The following is a 13,396-nucleotide window of genomic DNA, read 5'->3' as shown; positions in this document are numbered from 1 at the left end:
TTAACCGAAGAACGCCGGTGGCGATCGCACGTGAAGCTTTCGTCGCGGCGTGTCTGGAGGCGGGTCTGCCAGCCAAGGGCGTAGCCCACGTCACCACACTCGGCAACAAAGGCGACCACAGTCGCACTGCGGCATAATCCAGGACGGGGAGGCCCAGATGTTTGACCCCGTAGACAGTGCCTGGATAAGCCCGACCGAGTTGCACTTCCTGCAAGGGGTTTTCGACCGGGTGTGCATGTGGTGCAACATTGATCGGCCCAGCAAGCGTGCCGACCGGCTCGCACGCTACTTGTTGCATGAGTTTCGGGCCGGCATTCGCGACGAAACGGCTCTCTTTGAAGCAGCAATGTGGCGCGAGGCGGCTCGTTCGAAATCCGAACCGAGCCATGAGTATGGAAAAGGGCTCGGCGACTTTACCATCAACTAGATCCGTGGCGCGCCCTCGGCGCGCCACTCTATTGAACCGCTCACCATTGGACACCTAACTTCGCGCAGACGCCATACTTGGCCGCAGGTTCGCCTACCATACTGTTCAACAAATGCCACCGATCACTGTGGCACGGAATCGCCAGTCGGAGGTGCGCTACGGCGAAGAAGCTGCTCGCCGGCGTTCGTGAGCTACCGAAAGAAGAGACCCCGGGTCCGAAACGGGGAAGGACCCAGGGCCTTTCATCTGAGCGTTCGACTTCACAGACGGAATTATCTTCGGCCGGACCGGAGCCGGTTTCAAGCCCTCATCGGCCACAGCGCGAGTGTGGCCCAGCCCTGCCCCGCCGGAACTGCGGTCGGCGTTCAGCCCAGAAGAGTGCGGGATCACCCGTTTGCGCGATTGCTGGGGCGATCGTTGAAATATCCTCCGAGAATTGCGAGACCCGCACAGAAAACGAGGATGAGAATGGCGATTGGCATCGTGAAGTTTTTCATTCAAGAGAAGGGATAGGGCTTCCTCTCTCCCGATAACGGCGGGACAGAAGTATCTGTCCACGTGTCGGCAATTGACGGGGAAGGCTGATCACCAAGCCGGCCATTTGTAGCACCGCAATCCCGTTTGCCGGAGTAGAGCAGCCAGGTAGCTCAGCCGCTCATAGCCATCGCCGCCGGAATCGTCTCAGGCTAGATGTTCGCTAAACATTGCTGACGGAGGACATACTGGTGAGGGGATATCTGTTTGGCATCTTGGTTGTTCTCGCTGCCTTCATTGTCAGCAAATGCGAGCTAAGAGACCGTGAAAGAAATCGGTGGAGGCTATCGTCCGGCGAAAACCGAATAGGATTCGCGTTGCTCTCGGCTATCTTTATCGCGGCCTCAGCCCTCTTGTTATGCCCTTGACGGCCGGCCCCTACGTCTCCGCGCACTGTCAGCGCTTCAACCCGTAGGCAAAGACCAAGACGGTACCGCCCACGCCAGCGGGTAAGCACCAGGCCTCGAAACTCGAAAATCGGTATCGTGACATGCCTTTAGCGCAATGGGTGGGGCATAGAATGGGGTCGAAAACGCCCCGACGCTGTGCACCAGTTCGCGGTCCCGAAAAGTCAGGTGGCTGAATGGGGGCCCAGTTGCTCCGATGTCTTTGAGGATACTGGCGCTGGCGCCAGCAACGTGATTGCTCCCTCGCGGTCATTCTTCAAAGATTTCAGCGGTTGCGCCTTGATGGCCGCTCCTGAACTCGAAGCCAAGGCCTGAGACACCTTCATTGGCCCGGACAGTGACATGTTCAACCCGGATCACGCTCGGCCGAGCTCCATCGATAGTCCCCGGAATGGAGCCTATGGGCACTATCCCGACCTCAGGCCCTGCTTTCCCCGGACGGGGCCGTTTCTTTAAACTGAGCGTCCCGGACCTAGGTCTGATAACCCCTCCGCAGAGGTCCTAATCCGTCGTCGGATCCAAAGCCCCCTGCGTTGTTGATTGAATAACAACCCACGTGACCTCAAATGACGCCGAATGAAATCCCGGGATTCGTGAATGAGTTGATCGCGGCTGGCTGCGAAATCACCGCCATTGGCCGCGGGATGTATGTGATCGGTGAGGTAAAGGCGGCATCCGCAGAGGTTCGTCGAATAACAAAGAAATACGGGGAGAGAGATCCGCTGAGGCTGGAAATTATCGCCTACCTATGGTCGATCGGCCGATACATAGAACCGGAGACCGAGGAGACGGGGCATTGAGTGCGTCCTAACTGGAAGCCGCCGAAGATAGTCTTTTCGTCATAGGTGCAATCGTGCATTGTGCGCGGCCGAGAGGAGGAGGCTCATGTCCTACGATTGGGAAGGCGCTAGACGTCAACGGTACAGGCACGCACGGCTATGGCTTTTCGTTGCCTTCGCAGCTTGGCTGGTCGCTCTGACTTATCGCAATGGTTGACTTCGTGTGCACTTAGCTGCTCAATTGCGCGTGGCCTGCCGTCAAAGTTGGAACCAGTCCCCAGGGCTGGTCGTTGTAGAGCGTGAGCCCGAGCATCCCTTCCCCCTCCGCGAGGGCTCGCTTGGCACAAGCACGAACGTTGGCCCCGTTGGTTGCACTTTGGGGCCATTTTTTTGCGAAGACCGGAACTCAATACCGGCGTCGGCGTTTCTGCCGTGTGGCACCTCTGAACCCGATCAAGATTTCCCAATCACGATCCCTCCGGATGTGAAGCCACAAAGTGCCCCAATGGCCTCGCCTTAACCGGCGAGGCCATACCTTTTGACGCGTAGGCACTTTTGCGCCTAGCGGCCACGGCGGCCGGCGCCATAGCCTTCGCCCTTCTCACACGGAGGACCTGACATGGACGATGACTTAAACCTTGGCGAATTGGATGATGTAGACCTGCATTTGCTGTTCACCGCCGCAACCATCCTCTTCCCCAACGCCTCAGAGGACGAGGTGTTTCGTGAAATAACCGAAGAGGCACAGCGGCGGGGGTGGACAATGGCGCCGACTGATGTGGCAGTGCACTGATCCTGGCTAAACGCAGCGCTACTACCCTTTTCCTATAACGACAAACGCGATGCGTCGGATTGCCTCGGCAAAGCTAACGCCCAGCGCCATTGCTGCGATACCGGTCACACCGAGCGCCCCGATCCCCATCAACTTCCATCGCTTCACATCGTCGGTTATCGGCCTCATTTCGGAAACATCCTCGCCGATCGTGACAACCGAGGCGTCGACGTGGCCGACGCGATCGGCGCTGATCCATGCGTCGATGCACGGCGGCGCGGCTCGTCGCCGCCTTATCCTCCGCCCGCATCGATCCTTCTTCCAGCCGCCGAATAGATTCCTGCAGGCTCCGCATGCCTGCCACCAGCTCCCCGAGCTGGCGATGTACTGCCGCATCTTCAGATGGTGCCATCAGCCCGTTCCCCGTGTCTTGTGCATTCCGCCTTCGTCGAGATCGCCGCGGCACAGATTCCCATGGCGGTCCGGTCAATCTTCCGCTGATCTGCCGGCATCGCCCTTCGCGCACCGATCAGGTCGGTTCCGACGATGCTTCTAAGAGCCGTCACACTCGCCGGCCCCGAAGTTCCACAGCCCGCCAGCATTAAGGCACGAATCGTAATCAGTGCGGTTCGAATGAGCGCGGCTCGCCGCTTCATTTGTTCTGCCTTTCAATCTTGGTGGTGGCGGACTGCGCGCCGTCCGCGCGGATCTCGATGACGAGCCAGGTGATGCCGGCGAGCGCGAGCCCGCCGGCGATTGTACGCGGCCACATGTCAGCGAGCCGGCGCGCGGTTCACCGATCAGCGGCCAGTGATGAACATGAAGGCTGCGATCGAGCCGATGACGATGAGCAGCGCGGCGATGCCGGCGGCGTAGGGATTGTTGACGCCGAGCACCGCGGCCAGCGCCGCCGAACAAGCCACCGACTGTCGTCACCGCCGTTCCGCTCTGGGTGGCCGGCACGTCGTCGGCCTTCGCCGCTTCCAGCTTCACACCGGGCAGCTCGGCCCGTGCCCGCGACGCCTCGAGCGCGTCGAGAAAGTTGCGATACTAGCCGGCGATCGGCTTCGCTTTGTCGGTGCTGATGATGCGTCGCGCGCCGACCAAATCGTTGTCGACCTGGTTGAAATAGTCGGCGAGCTTCTTCCCGGTGAAGATGCCACCGATCATGCCGTCGAAGAGAATGCGAATGGCCATCGGCATCTCGGCGGCCTTCTCAGGCGCGTCGGCGATGCCGAACTTCTCATAGTTTTGCTTGCCGGTGATCTGCGGCAGCCCACGGCCACGATAGAGCCAGCCATCATCGGGCGCGGTGTTACCCATCCGGCCGCCATAGACCTTGTTCGCCAGCTTGCACGGGTTTCGGGCGAAGGGCTTGGCGCTGGCGATCGTCGCGAACCGGGTCGGCCACACCTGCGTGAGACGCTCGGCCGAGTAGCTGAGGTTCTCGGTCACCGGCTGCATCGTGCGCCGGTCGGTCGCCAGCATGTAGGCGAGCCACCGGTTGTCGATCACTTTGCCGGTCGACTGACGATGATCCACTCGTCAAGGATGGCGTTCATACCGTCGATCTTTGTCTGCAGCAGACGGCCGCCAAAAGGCGCGCCCCTCGCATAGGCGAGGAACGTTGTTCTGTTCATGGGGTTTTTCCTTTAGGTGAGGAGGTGCTAAAGTGGTTGTATCGCCAGCACGGAGGCAGCCATGGATTGCTCCGATAACTTTGATATTCAGTGCCAAGTATGCGGCGGGCGCGAGCGGCTCACATTCTCCGAAATGGAGTTGAAAGAACTCATTCAGTGCTCCCGTTGCGGCACAGCGCGCGGCATGCAAAAAGACGACATTTTGAGAATCTGTCGTGACGCGGCAAAAATGACGCGGCAAAGGCTGTGATAAATGTCTTGGTAAAGCTCGGACGGGCGCAGCTCTCCTTCGTATTGCCTCATCACCGTGAGCAGCTGCGAGCAGCCAGGAACCCTACGTTGTACGATCTGTTCGAGTCCTACGCGTTGGCCGCGCAGACCCTCGACAATCTGCTGAAGGAGCACCCTCGCCGCGGGGAATTGATCAACGAGTATCAGACGCTGTGCCTGGACATGCAGGCCGAAGTAGTCGCGCTGCTGAAACAAATTGAGCTAGCGGCACCTCAATCCCGAACCTGAGAGTTCGTTTGAAGGATAGCCAGTCCGCCTCCAGAGGTGCATACTCTCTCCATCGTTGGACAGCACAACGGGCGCGGCGGCTGGGAGATCATAAGCGCTTTCGCCCTAACTGGAGGAGTTGCGCTATGTTTGATCAGACGCGCACCGGATACATTCTTCCCGAAGATTTCGCTGTCATCGCCACGGCCTTTGAAAAGGTCGTCAGCGCGCGCAACATCGGTCGCCATAGCGACGAGGCAGACTGCCTCGCGCGCCGGGCCATCAGACTTTACATGGACGGCACACGGAATGAATGGGAGCTTGAACTCCGGCTCAGAAATTCCTGCCGGCAGTTTTTCGAGCACACGTCGCGACACGCCCACAGCAGCACCCAGGTTGTGGATCTGCTTCCGCAGCTATCTGCCTGGGCGAGAAGCCTCACGTCATCCCCAGAGGATGCAACCGCGCTCACGGAACGGACGCTTCAACATGCAATCGACCATATGGCGGAGTTCGTTGAAACGTCGGATGTGCGGCGATGGCTGGTTCGGATTATGGTCCAACTTCGCCTCGGTCACAGCCTGCGCCACCGACGAAGGTCACCTGATGGGCTATGACTGGAACGGCAGCCGTGGCCGCCGTATGAAGATTGCGCGATTTGGAACGGCCGTCGCACTGGCGGCCCTGCCATTCGCGGCTCCCAGTGTTACCAGCGCGCTGCGCGCTCTTTGACAGGATGCGAAACACCGGTTGCGATCAGGGCTATCCCAGCCGCAATACGGTCGCGTGAGAAGAAATACTCTAATCTCTGCAAATGCGTGCTCCCTCCCCCCGCACTGGCCGCCTTGCTTACGGCCAAAGCTCAAGCGCCTCCCTCTTTCTCTCAGGCAGACGGGCAACGCGCTCCGAAAATGGTGGTCTCCGACTAGCACTACGTTGTTCGCAGGCGCAGGCGCGGCCATTGCCCGACATTCAACGTCTCTACCGCCTGGGTGGGTGTCATGATGACCGCACCAGAGAATTCAGCTTTGTACGGCAAGCGGGTAAAGTTCTCGTCGGTCGTCACGAAAACGTCGCGCTCGGCGTTTTCATGCGCCCAGAAGGCCTGGGCCGCGCCCAGCCGGTTGCGCCACTCCCAGGCACCGACACTGCGCAAATCCTTTCTGTCCAGGCCGTGTGCTGCCGCGTAGTCGGGCCATCGCGGAGCTATCGTTGGGAAGAGGGTTTTAAAGATAAGACGCTCACGATCGATCGCCGCTTCATCGCTCATGACCGCGAAGCCATGGAACGAAAACCTATGCCTTGCAATCGGCCGCAAAAGCGCAATCTCTCCAAGGCCGACAGCAATCAACCGCCTTTGGAAGTCCGCAAAGCGATTGAGGTGCGCACCGCCCGGCTGACGTTCGCAAGCGCTCGACGCCAACATGGCGATATCCGCCTTTCCGCGTCTCGCCGCTTCAATCAGTGTCAGGACATCCCCCTGGGCTGGCCTGTTTTCATCGACATCGATGAACAGTTGGTATCCAGTGTGAAGCTCGACATCGATCCCCCCGTTGTTCTGGCCGCAGGGGATGTTAACGGCTGGCCATTTGTGGACAAGTCTTGCTCACGATTTTCCCGCGCGGGCCTTGTTTTGAGCGAGGCGCCCGATACCGTCGGTGAAGAACCGCAACGAAAGGGATGGGATCGAACGCGTCTCACCGACCCCATTCGTTCTTCCGGCCACCGCAGTCACGGCCGTATCATCGAGGTTATCCAAGCTGTCCAGCTCCCGCCAAGCGTGTTCGAACCTCGAGTTCGCAGACTGCCAGGGTGGCATGGCTCTCCTCGCGCTTACGCGGGCCAGGACAACGCCGCCTGCCCGTTCAACAGTTACTACCACGCTGCGATAGCTGTCGTCTTCTGCGATCTCGTCAGCAACCGACCTACCGTGGGCCACTGCCTGGCTGTTAGTGGCATGGAACGATCCGATGTGATCGCGGTTCACTCGCCCAAGAAGATGGATGTGAAAGAAATATCGACGCATCTTGCTACCCCAGCTGCGGCACGACTTTCTACTTCTTAGCAGTTCCCGGAGCTCACCGCGCGTGACAGTTGCGTGACGCACTCCCAGGGCTCCTCCAAGTCTGCTGGGCGGCGTGTGAGGCTGACTGCAGCAGCCTTTTACGAAAGACTGTTCACGGCGGCCGCGGGGGGTGGGTAGCAAGCGTCCGTCGGATTGTGCGGCCAGTGGAGAGGACCATGTTTCTCGCACGACAGTCGCCGTTCCGCACAACGCCCGAATTCTGGTTGATCATGCAGACGAGCTTTGAATTCAAGAACGAGGGAATAGCGCTTCATGGCGAACTGGAGTTTGATCCCGGAAATCGATAGAGCGGCATGGCCTGCCCCGTCCGCGCAGGCCATTCGACATCCTCGGAACGAGCCGTTGCATCGGGCTCGTGAAGTGCTGCTCCCTTAGTCCGAAGCGGACTTGGCGCCTCGGACAACAGCCATCGCTATCCAGCGTAACTCAAATTGATTAGTCAGCATCCTACGTATTTCATTGCTTTCTGGCCGCCAAACTGCAACAATATACTTGTAATTGCGCACCAGAAAAACACAATCTATAGACGAGAGAGTGCTGGTTTTATTGCCGCGCAATTCCTCGATCTAAAAACGCGCATACGGTTTGAACCTCCGCGCTCACGGAGGTTCAAGCGCCTTTGCCAGAACAGGGCAGACGCACATCCGCCAGCTTCCCGGCAGTCCCGTTGACCGATCATTATATTGCCTTCGCGCCTGAGGGTTAAACAGTAGAAGTCGCTCATCGTGCCCCTTATGGGGCTGGCCTTGGAGTACGTAGCGTTATCGCAAAAGGGGGAGTTGGGAATGTGGAAGACGGATTGGCCAAAAATGGCGGTAAGCTCCGAAGCGATCGTGGTCCTTCGTCGAATTTTGCGCGACTGGTGCGACGAGCGCGGACACCTAACCGAAAGTCAAGAAAGCGGCCGCACCGCCAGGTCGCTGATCAATTGGTACGAATTCGGTGTGACCAATGAAGACGAGCTGGCGAGACTGATCCGCGACGACATCAAAATTGCTGAAGCCTGAGTTGGTGGCCACCATAAGGGGAGATTTTCAGACCTTGCTTCAAGAAGTCCGGGGACCTTAGAGGACCGACACACGAGTGGCAGTCCGCGGGAGACTGCTCCGCTTGTCGCGTCCGAAAACGCATGCTGCGCGGCCCATGAGATCCGAAAGCGAAAAAGCGTCACCCGCCGTGGCCGCGTGGCGCCGAGTCCGTTGGGAAAGAGATCGAACCGGTGGACACGCTCGCGAAAGGATTGCAGAAAAGAAACATCCATCAATGCTTGAGGACATCCCGAATTGAACAAAGACCGATCCGCGTTGGCAAACCTCGCACATGCGTTCTATCGCGACCATAAAAAGGTGCTGGGTCTCATCAAAGAGGACAATTCGGGGTCTGGCTTTGAGCCCGCCGTCCATCGGCTGTTTGGTAGCAACCCGGCGCCAGAGAATTTGGTCAGGATTGGCAAGAGCGAGTATATATTCTCCGACCTCACCAAGAGCCAGGTGAGCTTTCTGCCGGCGCGATGGCGTCAGGAATTGGATCAGACGAATGGCACGTGGCGTGGCTGCGAAAACTGGTGGGCAGGCTATCCGCTTATCAGCTTTGTAGAGCTCCGTGCCGGCGATCTCGACGCCAAAGGATATCTCAGACTGAATGCGGAAGTTGGCCCGATTTCGAACCTCCGTATGCGCGAAGCTATCATCGAAACGATCAGGACGGCCGCATCGGCAATGGGTCTTGAGCGGATCCAGTTCCAACCCGGTGCTTCTGACAAGGGGCGCCTCTATTCGCGGTTCTTGCGGCGAAATTCCATTGCCCTGAACGATATCGCCGATCCGGGCGAAATCGAGAGAAAATTCGTGCAGCTCATTAATAGCTTCGAGCCAGAGTTCGAACTGGTCGCTAACGTCATACCGCAATTCCCGTGCCCAAACGACGCGCCGTAGACCGACGAGTGCAGACAGAACCGATCGGGAAGAATGGTCGCCAAGGGTGCGCCACCGCAAGCACCGTTAACCATTTGTTAACCATTTCTGGTACGAAAACGTGAATGAAAGTGCTTGGCGCGACACCTCAAACAAATGTCGTCCGGGCAGCCTTAAGAGCGGGTCGCCTCGTTTCTTGGGGTGACGGTCTCGCCATTATGGCGAGCACCCTTGTGGTTAACCGTTAAAAGTGTCCCACCATTGCTAGCTTTATTGTGCCGGACTGGCCTGCAGGTCCGGGGGCTGGCCTATACTTTCGGGGCTTTTAACTTGAGCAGCATTCTAACAAATACCGCGGCAATGGCCGCGCTTCAAACCTTGCGGACGATTGGCGCGGGTATGGCTGGCACGCAGCAGCAGTTAAGTTCGGGGCTCAGGGTTGAGAGCGCATCCGATAACGCCGCTTATTGGTCGATATCGACGACCATGCGCTCGGATAACAAGGCGACCTCAGCGGTCGCGGATGCGCTCGGCCTGGCAGCGGCCAAGATCGACGTTGCCTACACTGCGGTCGATACGGTCAGCGAAATCCTCTCGGAATTCAAGGCCAAGCTCATTGCTGCCAAGGAGCCGGGTGTGGGCGCAGCCAAGATCCAGGCCGAGCTCGAGCAATTGAAAGGCCAGCTGGTCAGCGTTTCGAAATCGGCAAGCTTCAACGGCGTCAACTGGCTGGAGACCGACATTGCCAATATCAACGACAGCGACCTCAACAAAGTCTCGTTAACCTCGTCTTTCATTCGGTCGCCTGATGGCGTCAGCATTGGCAAGACTGATTTCCATCTGTCCGAGATTGCGCTGTTCAACAAAACGGGTGGCGGCCTCTTACAGGCCGATACGCGTAAGATGCTGACCCTCGGCGGCATCAGAAACCATGACACCTACATGGATGCCCACGGGTTCATCCACATGGACACGTCAAACACCGCAATCGGGGCTCGCGCAGTCAAGGATTTCAATTTCGCCGGACCTCTAACCTTTGGCACGACCGACACCATCAGTTTCGACATCACGGTTGACGCTGACAATCCCGCCGACCTGGACCCGCCGCATAATCCTGGCAAGACGACCAACATCATTATCGATCGAGCGATGGTCGACACCCTGTTCCCGGCCGCAAGCGGCGTCATTTCCAGCTACACGCAGTATGCCTCGCTGCTTAACCACGCACTCGTCCAGGCAAATTCGGGGGCGCGGGCCACAACCTACGTCGACAACAACGGCATTCCCATCCCTAATCGAATTGGCATCCAGACGCAGGAAAACTCCGGGCTTGATGGGTCGTCGGTCGAAATCGCCGGTTTTACCAGCAGTGTCGGATCTGGCGGTATGTCAGACTCCCTTAACTACGGGGTCCGCGGTTCCGCGATGTCGCTCGCTTTTTCGCCTTTTGAGGTCTACGCCGATGGCGACAACCTTGACGGCGTTGAACTCCGTTTCAGTTTCAGCGTCAACGGGGCTCCAGCCACGGACCACGTCTTCGACCGTACCTATGTCAATTCGCTCCTGTCGAAGACCAACGGAAAAATCGAGACCTCGGACGAAATGGTGACCTTGCTGCAGTCCTTGATCAGCGCAGACTGGCCTGACGTCATCATCAAGGCAACCAGCCCGTCTGCGATTTCTGTCCGTTCGGACAAGGCTGTTGACCGCCTCTCGGGTAGCAGAACCTCAATCGGGTTCACCGGTATCAAGGTGAGCATCGAGCCGCTGGCCGAGCAGAACCTGCTGGACATCGATATTGTTGCCAATCCGCAGAAGCTGGATATGTACATCGGCTATCTCGAGGTCGTTTCGGCTGACGTGATCGATGCCGGCGCGACCCTCGGCGCGCTTAAAACGCGCATCGATATGCAAGAAGGCTTCGCGCAAACGCTCATGGACACGATCGACAAGGGTGTCGGGCGTCTCGTCGACGCTGACATGAATGAGGCCTCGACAAGGCTCAAGGCGCTTCAGGCCCAGGAACAGCTGGCAATCCAATCGCTCCAGATTGCAAATTCCAATGCTGGCAACATCTTGCAACTGTTCCGATGAGTACGCCTCGCCCCATTTTAAGTTGTAGATTCAAGTGATTTGCGATACGAGCGTGGCGTTTGCCTTGCCTCCGCTAGGAACTGCAATGAACGCATCTACCTTATCCAGCACGGCGGCAACTGCCGGCGGGCTGACCATCTGCGTGGTTTTGACCGCAACGCCAGCCTATTCTCTCGACAAGATCCGCTTCGGTACCGATTGGCTCGCGGAGGCCGACCATGGTGGATTCTATCAGGCCCTCGCCGATGGCACATATGCGGAGTACGGCCTCGACGTTGAGATCCAACAGGGCGGACCGGGCGCACAGAACCGCACCCTGCTTCTGACCGGCAAACTCGATTTTTACCTCGGTACGCAGCAAGAGCAACTCGTCGGTGTCGAGCAGGGTATTCCCCTTGTCGATGTTGCCGCCTTCTATCAGAAGAACGCGCAGGTCATCCTGACCCACCCAGACGCCGGCATCGAGAAGTTCGAAGATCTCGCCAAGCTCGAAACGATTTTCATGACGCATGGCGGGTTCGGGGCGTACTTCGAGTGGATGAAAGCGAATTTCGCTGGTTTCCGCGACGAACAGTTCAAGCCGTACAATTTCTCTTCCGCTCCGTTTCTCGCCGACAGAGGCTCCGCGCAACAAGGATTGATCACGGCCGAACCCTATGAGATCCAGCGGCAGACCGGCAAAGAGCCGAACATATTCCTCCTTGCTGACAGCGGATATGCGCCCTACGCCACGATGATCACCGTCCGGCAAAGCCTCATCGATCAGAACCCCGATCTCGTGCAGCGCTTCGTCGATGCCTCCATCGAGGGCTGGTACAATTATCTCTACAGCGACAACGCCGCTGCAAACGAGCTGATCAAGAGAGACAACCCGGAGATGACCGATGGCCAGATCGCCTTTGCCATCGGCAAGATGAAGCAATATGGGATCGTCGATTCCGGTGAGGCGCTGACCAAGGGTATCGGCTGTCTATCCGCCGAACGCTACAAGCAGTTGTTTGATGAGCTGGTGAAGGTGAAGCTGCTGAAGCCCGACACCGATTACAGGAAGGCTTTCGACCCCCGGTTTTCGTGCAAGGGTGTTGGAATGTCGCTGAAGGAGAAATCTTGAGAGCGAATGGGAGGCGTCCATTGGTTCTTGTCTAAGTCCACGTCGGATCATTCTCGCGGCGCCATCAGGACCGCTCGCTTTCATGCCAATGGCGAAGGGCAAGGGACGACAGTATAGACGTAAAATAGAACATTGCCGCTCCGAGAACGGCGAGCAGGACGAGGCATGCAAACAGGCGCGGCATGTTCAGCCGGTACTGCGCCTCCAGCAGTCTAAAGGCCAAGCCGGCATTGTTGCCGGCCTGCCCGGCCGCGAACTCACCGACAACTGTCGCCACCAGCGCGAGGCCGCTAGCGGTCTTGAGACCAGCAAAGAAGCCTGGATGTGCTGACGGCAGTTTCAAATAAACGAGAGCCTGCCAACTCGACGCGCTGTAGGTCTTCAAGAGATCGGCATGATTTCGGTCAGCGCTTTTCAAGCCTTGCAGCGTATTCAGCATGATCGGGAAGAACGTCACGAGGAACGCACATATCAACTGCGCGATCCATGGCGTCGGCGCGTAAACCAGGATCAACGGCGCTATCGCGACGATCGGCGTTACCTGCAATGTCACCATGAGCGGCGACAACAAGGTCTCGATCCATCGAGATTGCGCCAGGACCACCGCCGCGCATCCCCCACCTACGACAGCAAGGAGTAGCGCCACGAAAGCCGTTTGCATGCTAACCCAAAGTGCCGGCCCTAAAAGGGCCAGTCCGTCACAAGTGCAGCAATGACTGCGTCCGGCCGCGGGACGATGTACGGCGGAACATCAGAGAACTCAACGTAGGCCGCCCAACAGCCAATTACCGCGCATGCACCGAGGATTGCCACGAAGAGGCGGAATGGCAGGTCGTCCGGAAAAATATTCAATTTGCCTTCCTGGCGCAGCAACGATCGCGGAATCGTATCAAACTCAGTGAACCACCAAACCGCTTACCGGGCCGAGATTTCTCGAACCTTGTCCCATGACGGACCCAGCCGAAAACTTCATCGGCGTCAGACATTCTCGCCGGGCAAAGTTCCGGACGATACGCGATGCGACACGGAACCCACAAACGCATTGACTGAATACGGGGCGTGCGGCGTCGCTGTACCCACCATAAGGCGATGTCGCTTATGAAGTGAACGCCTTCGCGACCGGCCGGATCCGCCT

Annotated in this window: 18 protein-coding genes and 1 pseudogene; 10 read left to right on the top strand and 9 right to left on the bottom strand. The window is 58.2% G+C overall.

Annotated features, from left to right (window positions below; genetic code table 11):
• Window positions 1–157: 157 nt before the first annotated feature.
• The 3 genes from L981_RS06085 (at window position 158) to L981_RS34405 (ending at window position 2,940) form a co-directional block, all read left to right on the top strand.
• Window positions 158–427 (top strand): hypothetical protein, encoded by a 270-nt coding sequence (locus L981_RS06085; RefSeq protein ID WP_043612870.1) that lies wholly within the window; start codon window positions 158–160, stop codon window positions 425–427.
• Between the two features lie 1,507 nt (window positions 428–1,934).
• Complete coding sequence (locus L981_RS06080) at window positions 1,935–2,168, top strand: hypothetical protein (RefSeq protein ID WP_043612868.1); 234 nt, start codon at window positions 1,935–1,937, stop codon at window positions 2,166–2,168.
• Window positions 2,169–2,766: 598 nt separating this feature from the next.
• Complete coding sequence (locus tag L981_RS34405; RefSeq protein WP_156133991.1) at window positions 2,767–2,940, top strand: hypothetical protein; 174 nt, start codon at window positions 2,767–2,769, stop codon at window positions 2,938–2,940.
• Between the two features lie 21 nt (window positions 2,941–2,961).
• On the opposite strand, the gene L981_RS35980 is transcribed toward L981_RS34405, so the two are convergent.
• The 6 genes and pseudogenes from L981_RS35980 to L981_RS35770 form a co-directional block, all read right to left on the bottom strand.
• Window positions 2,962–3,108 (bottom strand): DUF1515 family protein, encoded by a 147-nt coding sequence (locus tag L981_RS35980; RefSeq protein ID WP_371258834.1) that lies wholly within the window; start codon window positions 3,106–3,108, stop codon window positions 2,962–2,964.
• 118 nt (window positions 3,109–3,226) lie between these two features.
• A pseudogene (locus L981_RS35975) lies at window positions 3,227–3,274 on the bottom strand (hypothetical protein); the annotation flags it as partial.
• A gap of 43 nt (window positions 3,275–3,317) precedes the next feature.
• Window positions 3,318–3,575, bottom strand: coding sequence for a hypothetical protein (locus L981_RS35970; protein ID WP_043612865.1), 258 nt, complete (start codon window positions 3,573–3,575; stop codon window positions 3,318–3,320).
• A gap of 144 nt (window positions 3,576–3,719) precedes the next feature.
• Window positions 3,720–3,842 carry a hypothetical protein gene (locus tag L981_RS35775; protein ID WP_256364277.1) on the bottom strand — a complete coding sequence of 41 codons (123 nt, stop codon included), beginning with the start codon at window positions 3,840–3,842 and terminating at the stop codon, window positions 3,720–3,722.
• 127 nt (window positions 3,843–3,969) lie between these two features.
• A complete protein-coding gene (locus L981_RS33215) occupies window positions 3,970–4,434 on the bottom strand; it encodes a hypothetical protein (protein ID WP_245281592.1) in 465 nt (154 codons plus the stop codon).
• Window positions 4,431–4,559, bottom strand: coding sequence for a hypothetical protein (locus tag L981_RS35770; RefSeq protein WP_256364276.1), 129 nt, complete (start codon window positions 4,557–4,559; stop codon window positions 4,431–4,433). The genes L981_RS33215 and L981_RS35770 overlap by 4 nt, the downstream gene beginning before the upstream one ends.
• 339 nt (window positions 4,560–4,898) lie before the next feature.
• On the opposite strand from L981_RS35770, the gene L981_RS06045 reads away from it, so the two are divergent.
• On the top strand, window positions 4,899–5,078 hold the full coding sequence (locus tag L981_RS06045; protein WP_245281591.1) for a hypothetical protein: 180 nt from the start codon (window positions 4,899–4,901) through the stop codon (window positions 5,076–5,078).
• Window positions 5,079–5,203: 125 nt separating this feature from the next.
• Window positions 5,204–5,674, top strand: a complete 471-nt coding sequence (locus L981_RS06040) for a sigma factor (protein WP_043612859.1) — start codon at window positions 5,204–5,206, stop codon at window positions 5,672–5,674.
• Between the two features lie 314 nt (window positions 5,675–5,988).
• Here the strand turns inward: L981_RS06040 and L981_RS06035 are convergent, their stop codons facing one another.
• A complete protein-coding gene (locus L981_RS06035; RefSeq protein WP_043612857.1) occupies window positions 5,989–6,483 on the bottom strand; it encodes a hypothetical protein in 495 nt (164 codons plus the stop codon).
• Between the two features lie 180 nt (window positions 6,484–6,663).
• Window positions 6,664–7,083 carry a hypothetical protein gene (locus L981_RS35965; RefSeq protein ID WP_043612855.1) on the bottom strand — a complete coding sequence of 140 codons (420 nt, stop codon included), beginning with the start codon at window positions 7,081–7,083 and terminating at the stop codon, window positions 6,664–6,666.
• Window positions 7,084–7,298: 215 nt separating this feature from the next.
• Here L981_RS35965 and L981_RS35765 point away from each other — a divergent pair, with 215 nt between their 5' ends.
• The 5 genes from L981_RS35765 to L981_RS06010 all read left to right on the top strand — a co-directional run bounded on the left by L981_RS35765 (window position 7,299) and on the right by L981_RS06010 (window position 12,261).
• Window positions 7,299–7,430 carry a hypothetical protein gene (locus tag L981_RS35765; protein WP_256364275.1) on the top strand — a complete coding sequence of 44 codons (132 nt, stop codon included), beginning with the start codon at window positions 7,299–7,301 and terminating at the stop codon, window positions 7,428–7,430.
• Between the two features lie 498 nt (window positions 7,431–7,928).
• Window positions 7,929–8,150: a hypothetical protein gene (locus tag L981_RS06025; protein WP_043612887.1), complete on the top strand. Its 222-nt coding sequence runs from the start codon at window positions 7,929–7,931 to the stop codon at window positions 8,148–8,150.
• Between the two features lie 276 nt (window positions 8,151–8,426).
• On the top strand, window positions 8,427–9,077 hold the full coding sequence (locus L981_RS06020; protein ID WP_043612853.1) for a hypothetical protein: 651 nt from the start codon (window positions 8,427–8,429) through the stop codon (window positions 9,075–9,077).
• 309 nt (window positions 9,078–9,386) lie between these two features.
• On the top strand, window positions 9,387–11,150 hold the full coding sequence (locus tag L981_RS35960) for a flagellin (protein ID WP_082005914.1): 1,764 nt from the start codon (window positions 9,387–9,389) through the stop codon (window positions 11,148–11,150).
• A gap of 85 nt (window positions 11,151–11,235) precedes the next feature.
• A complete protein-coding gene (locus L981_RS06010; RefSeq protein WP_043612847.1) occupies window positions 11,236–12,261 on the top strand; it encodes an ABC transporter substrate-binding protein in 1,026 nt (341 codons plus the stop codon).
• Between the two features lie 64 nt (window positions 12,262–12,325).
• Here L981_RS06010 and L981_RS06005 read toward each other — a convergent pair whose 3' ends face one another.
• On the bottom strand, window positions 12,326–12,865 hold the full coding sequence (locus tag L981_RS06005; RefSeq protein WP_371258833.1) for an ABC transporter permease: 540 nt from the start codon (window positions 12,863–12,865) through the stop codon (window positions 12,326–12,328).
• Between the last annotated feature and the right edge of the window lie 531 nt (window positions 12,866–13,396).

It is taken from the genome of Ensifer sp. ZNC0028, assembly GCF_000799055.1.
GTDB lineage: Bacteria > Pseudomonadota > Alphaproteobacteria > Rhizobiales > Rhizobiaceae > Ensifer.
The sequence above is the reverse complement of the archived record's forward strand: the minus strand, read 5'-3'. Positions and strand labels throughout refer to the sequence as shown.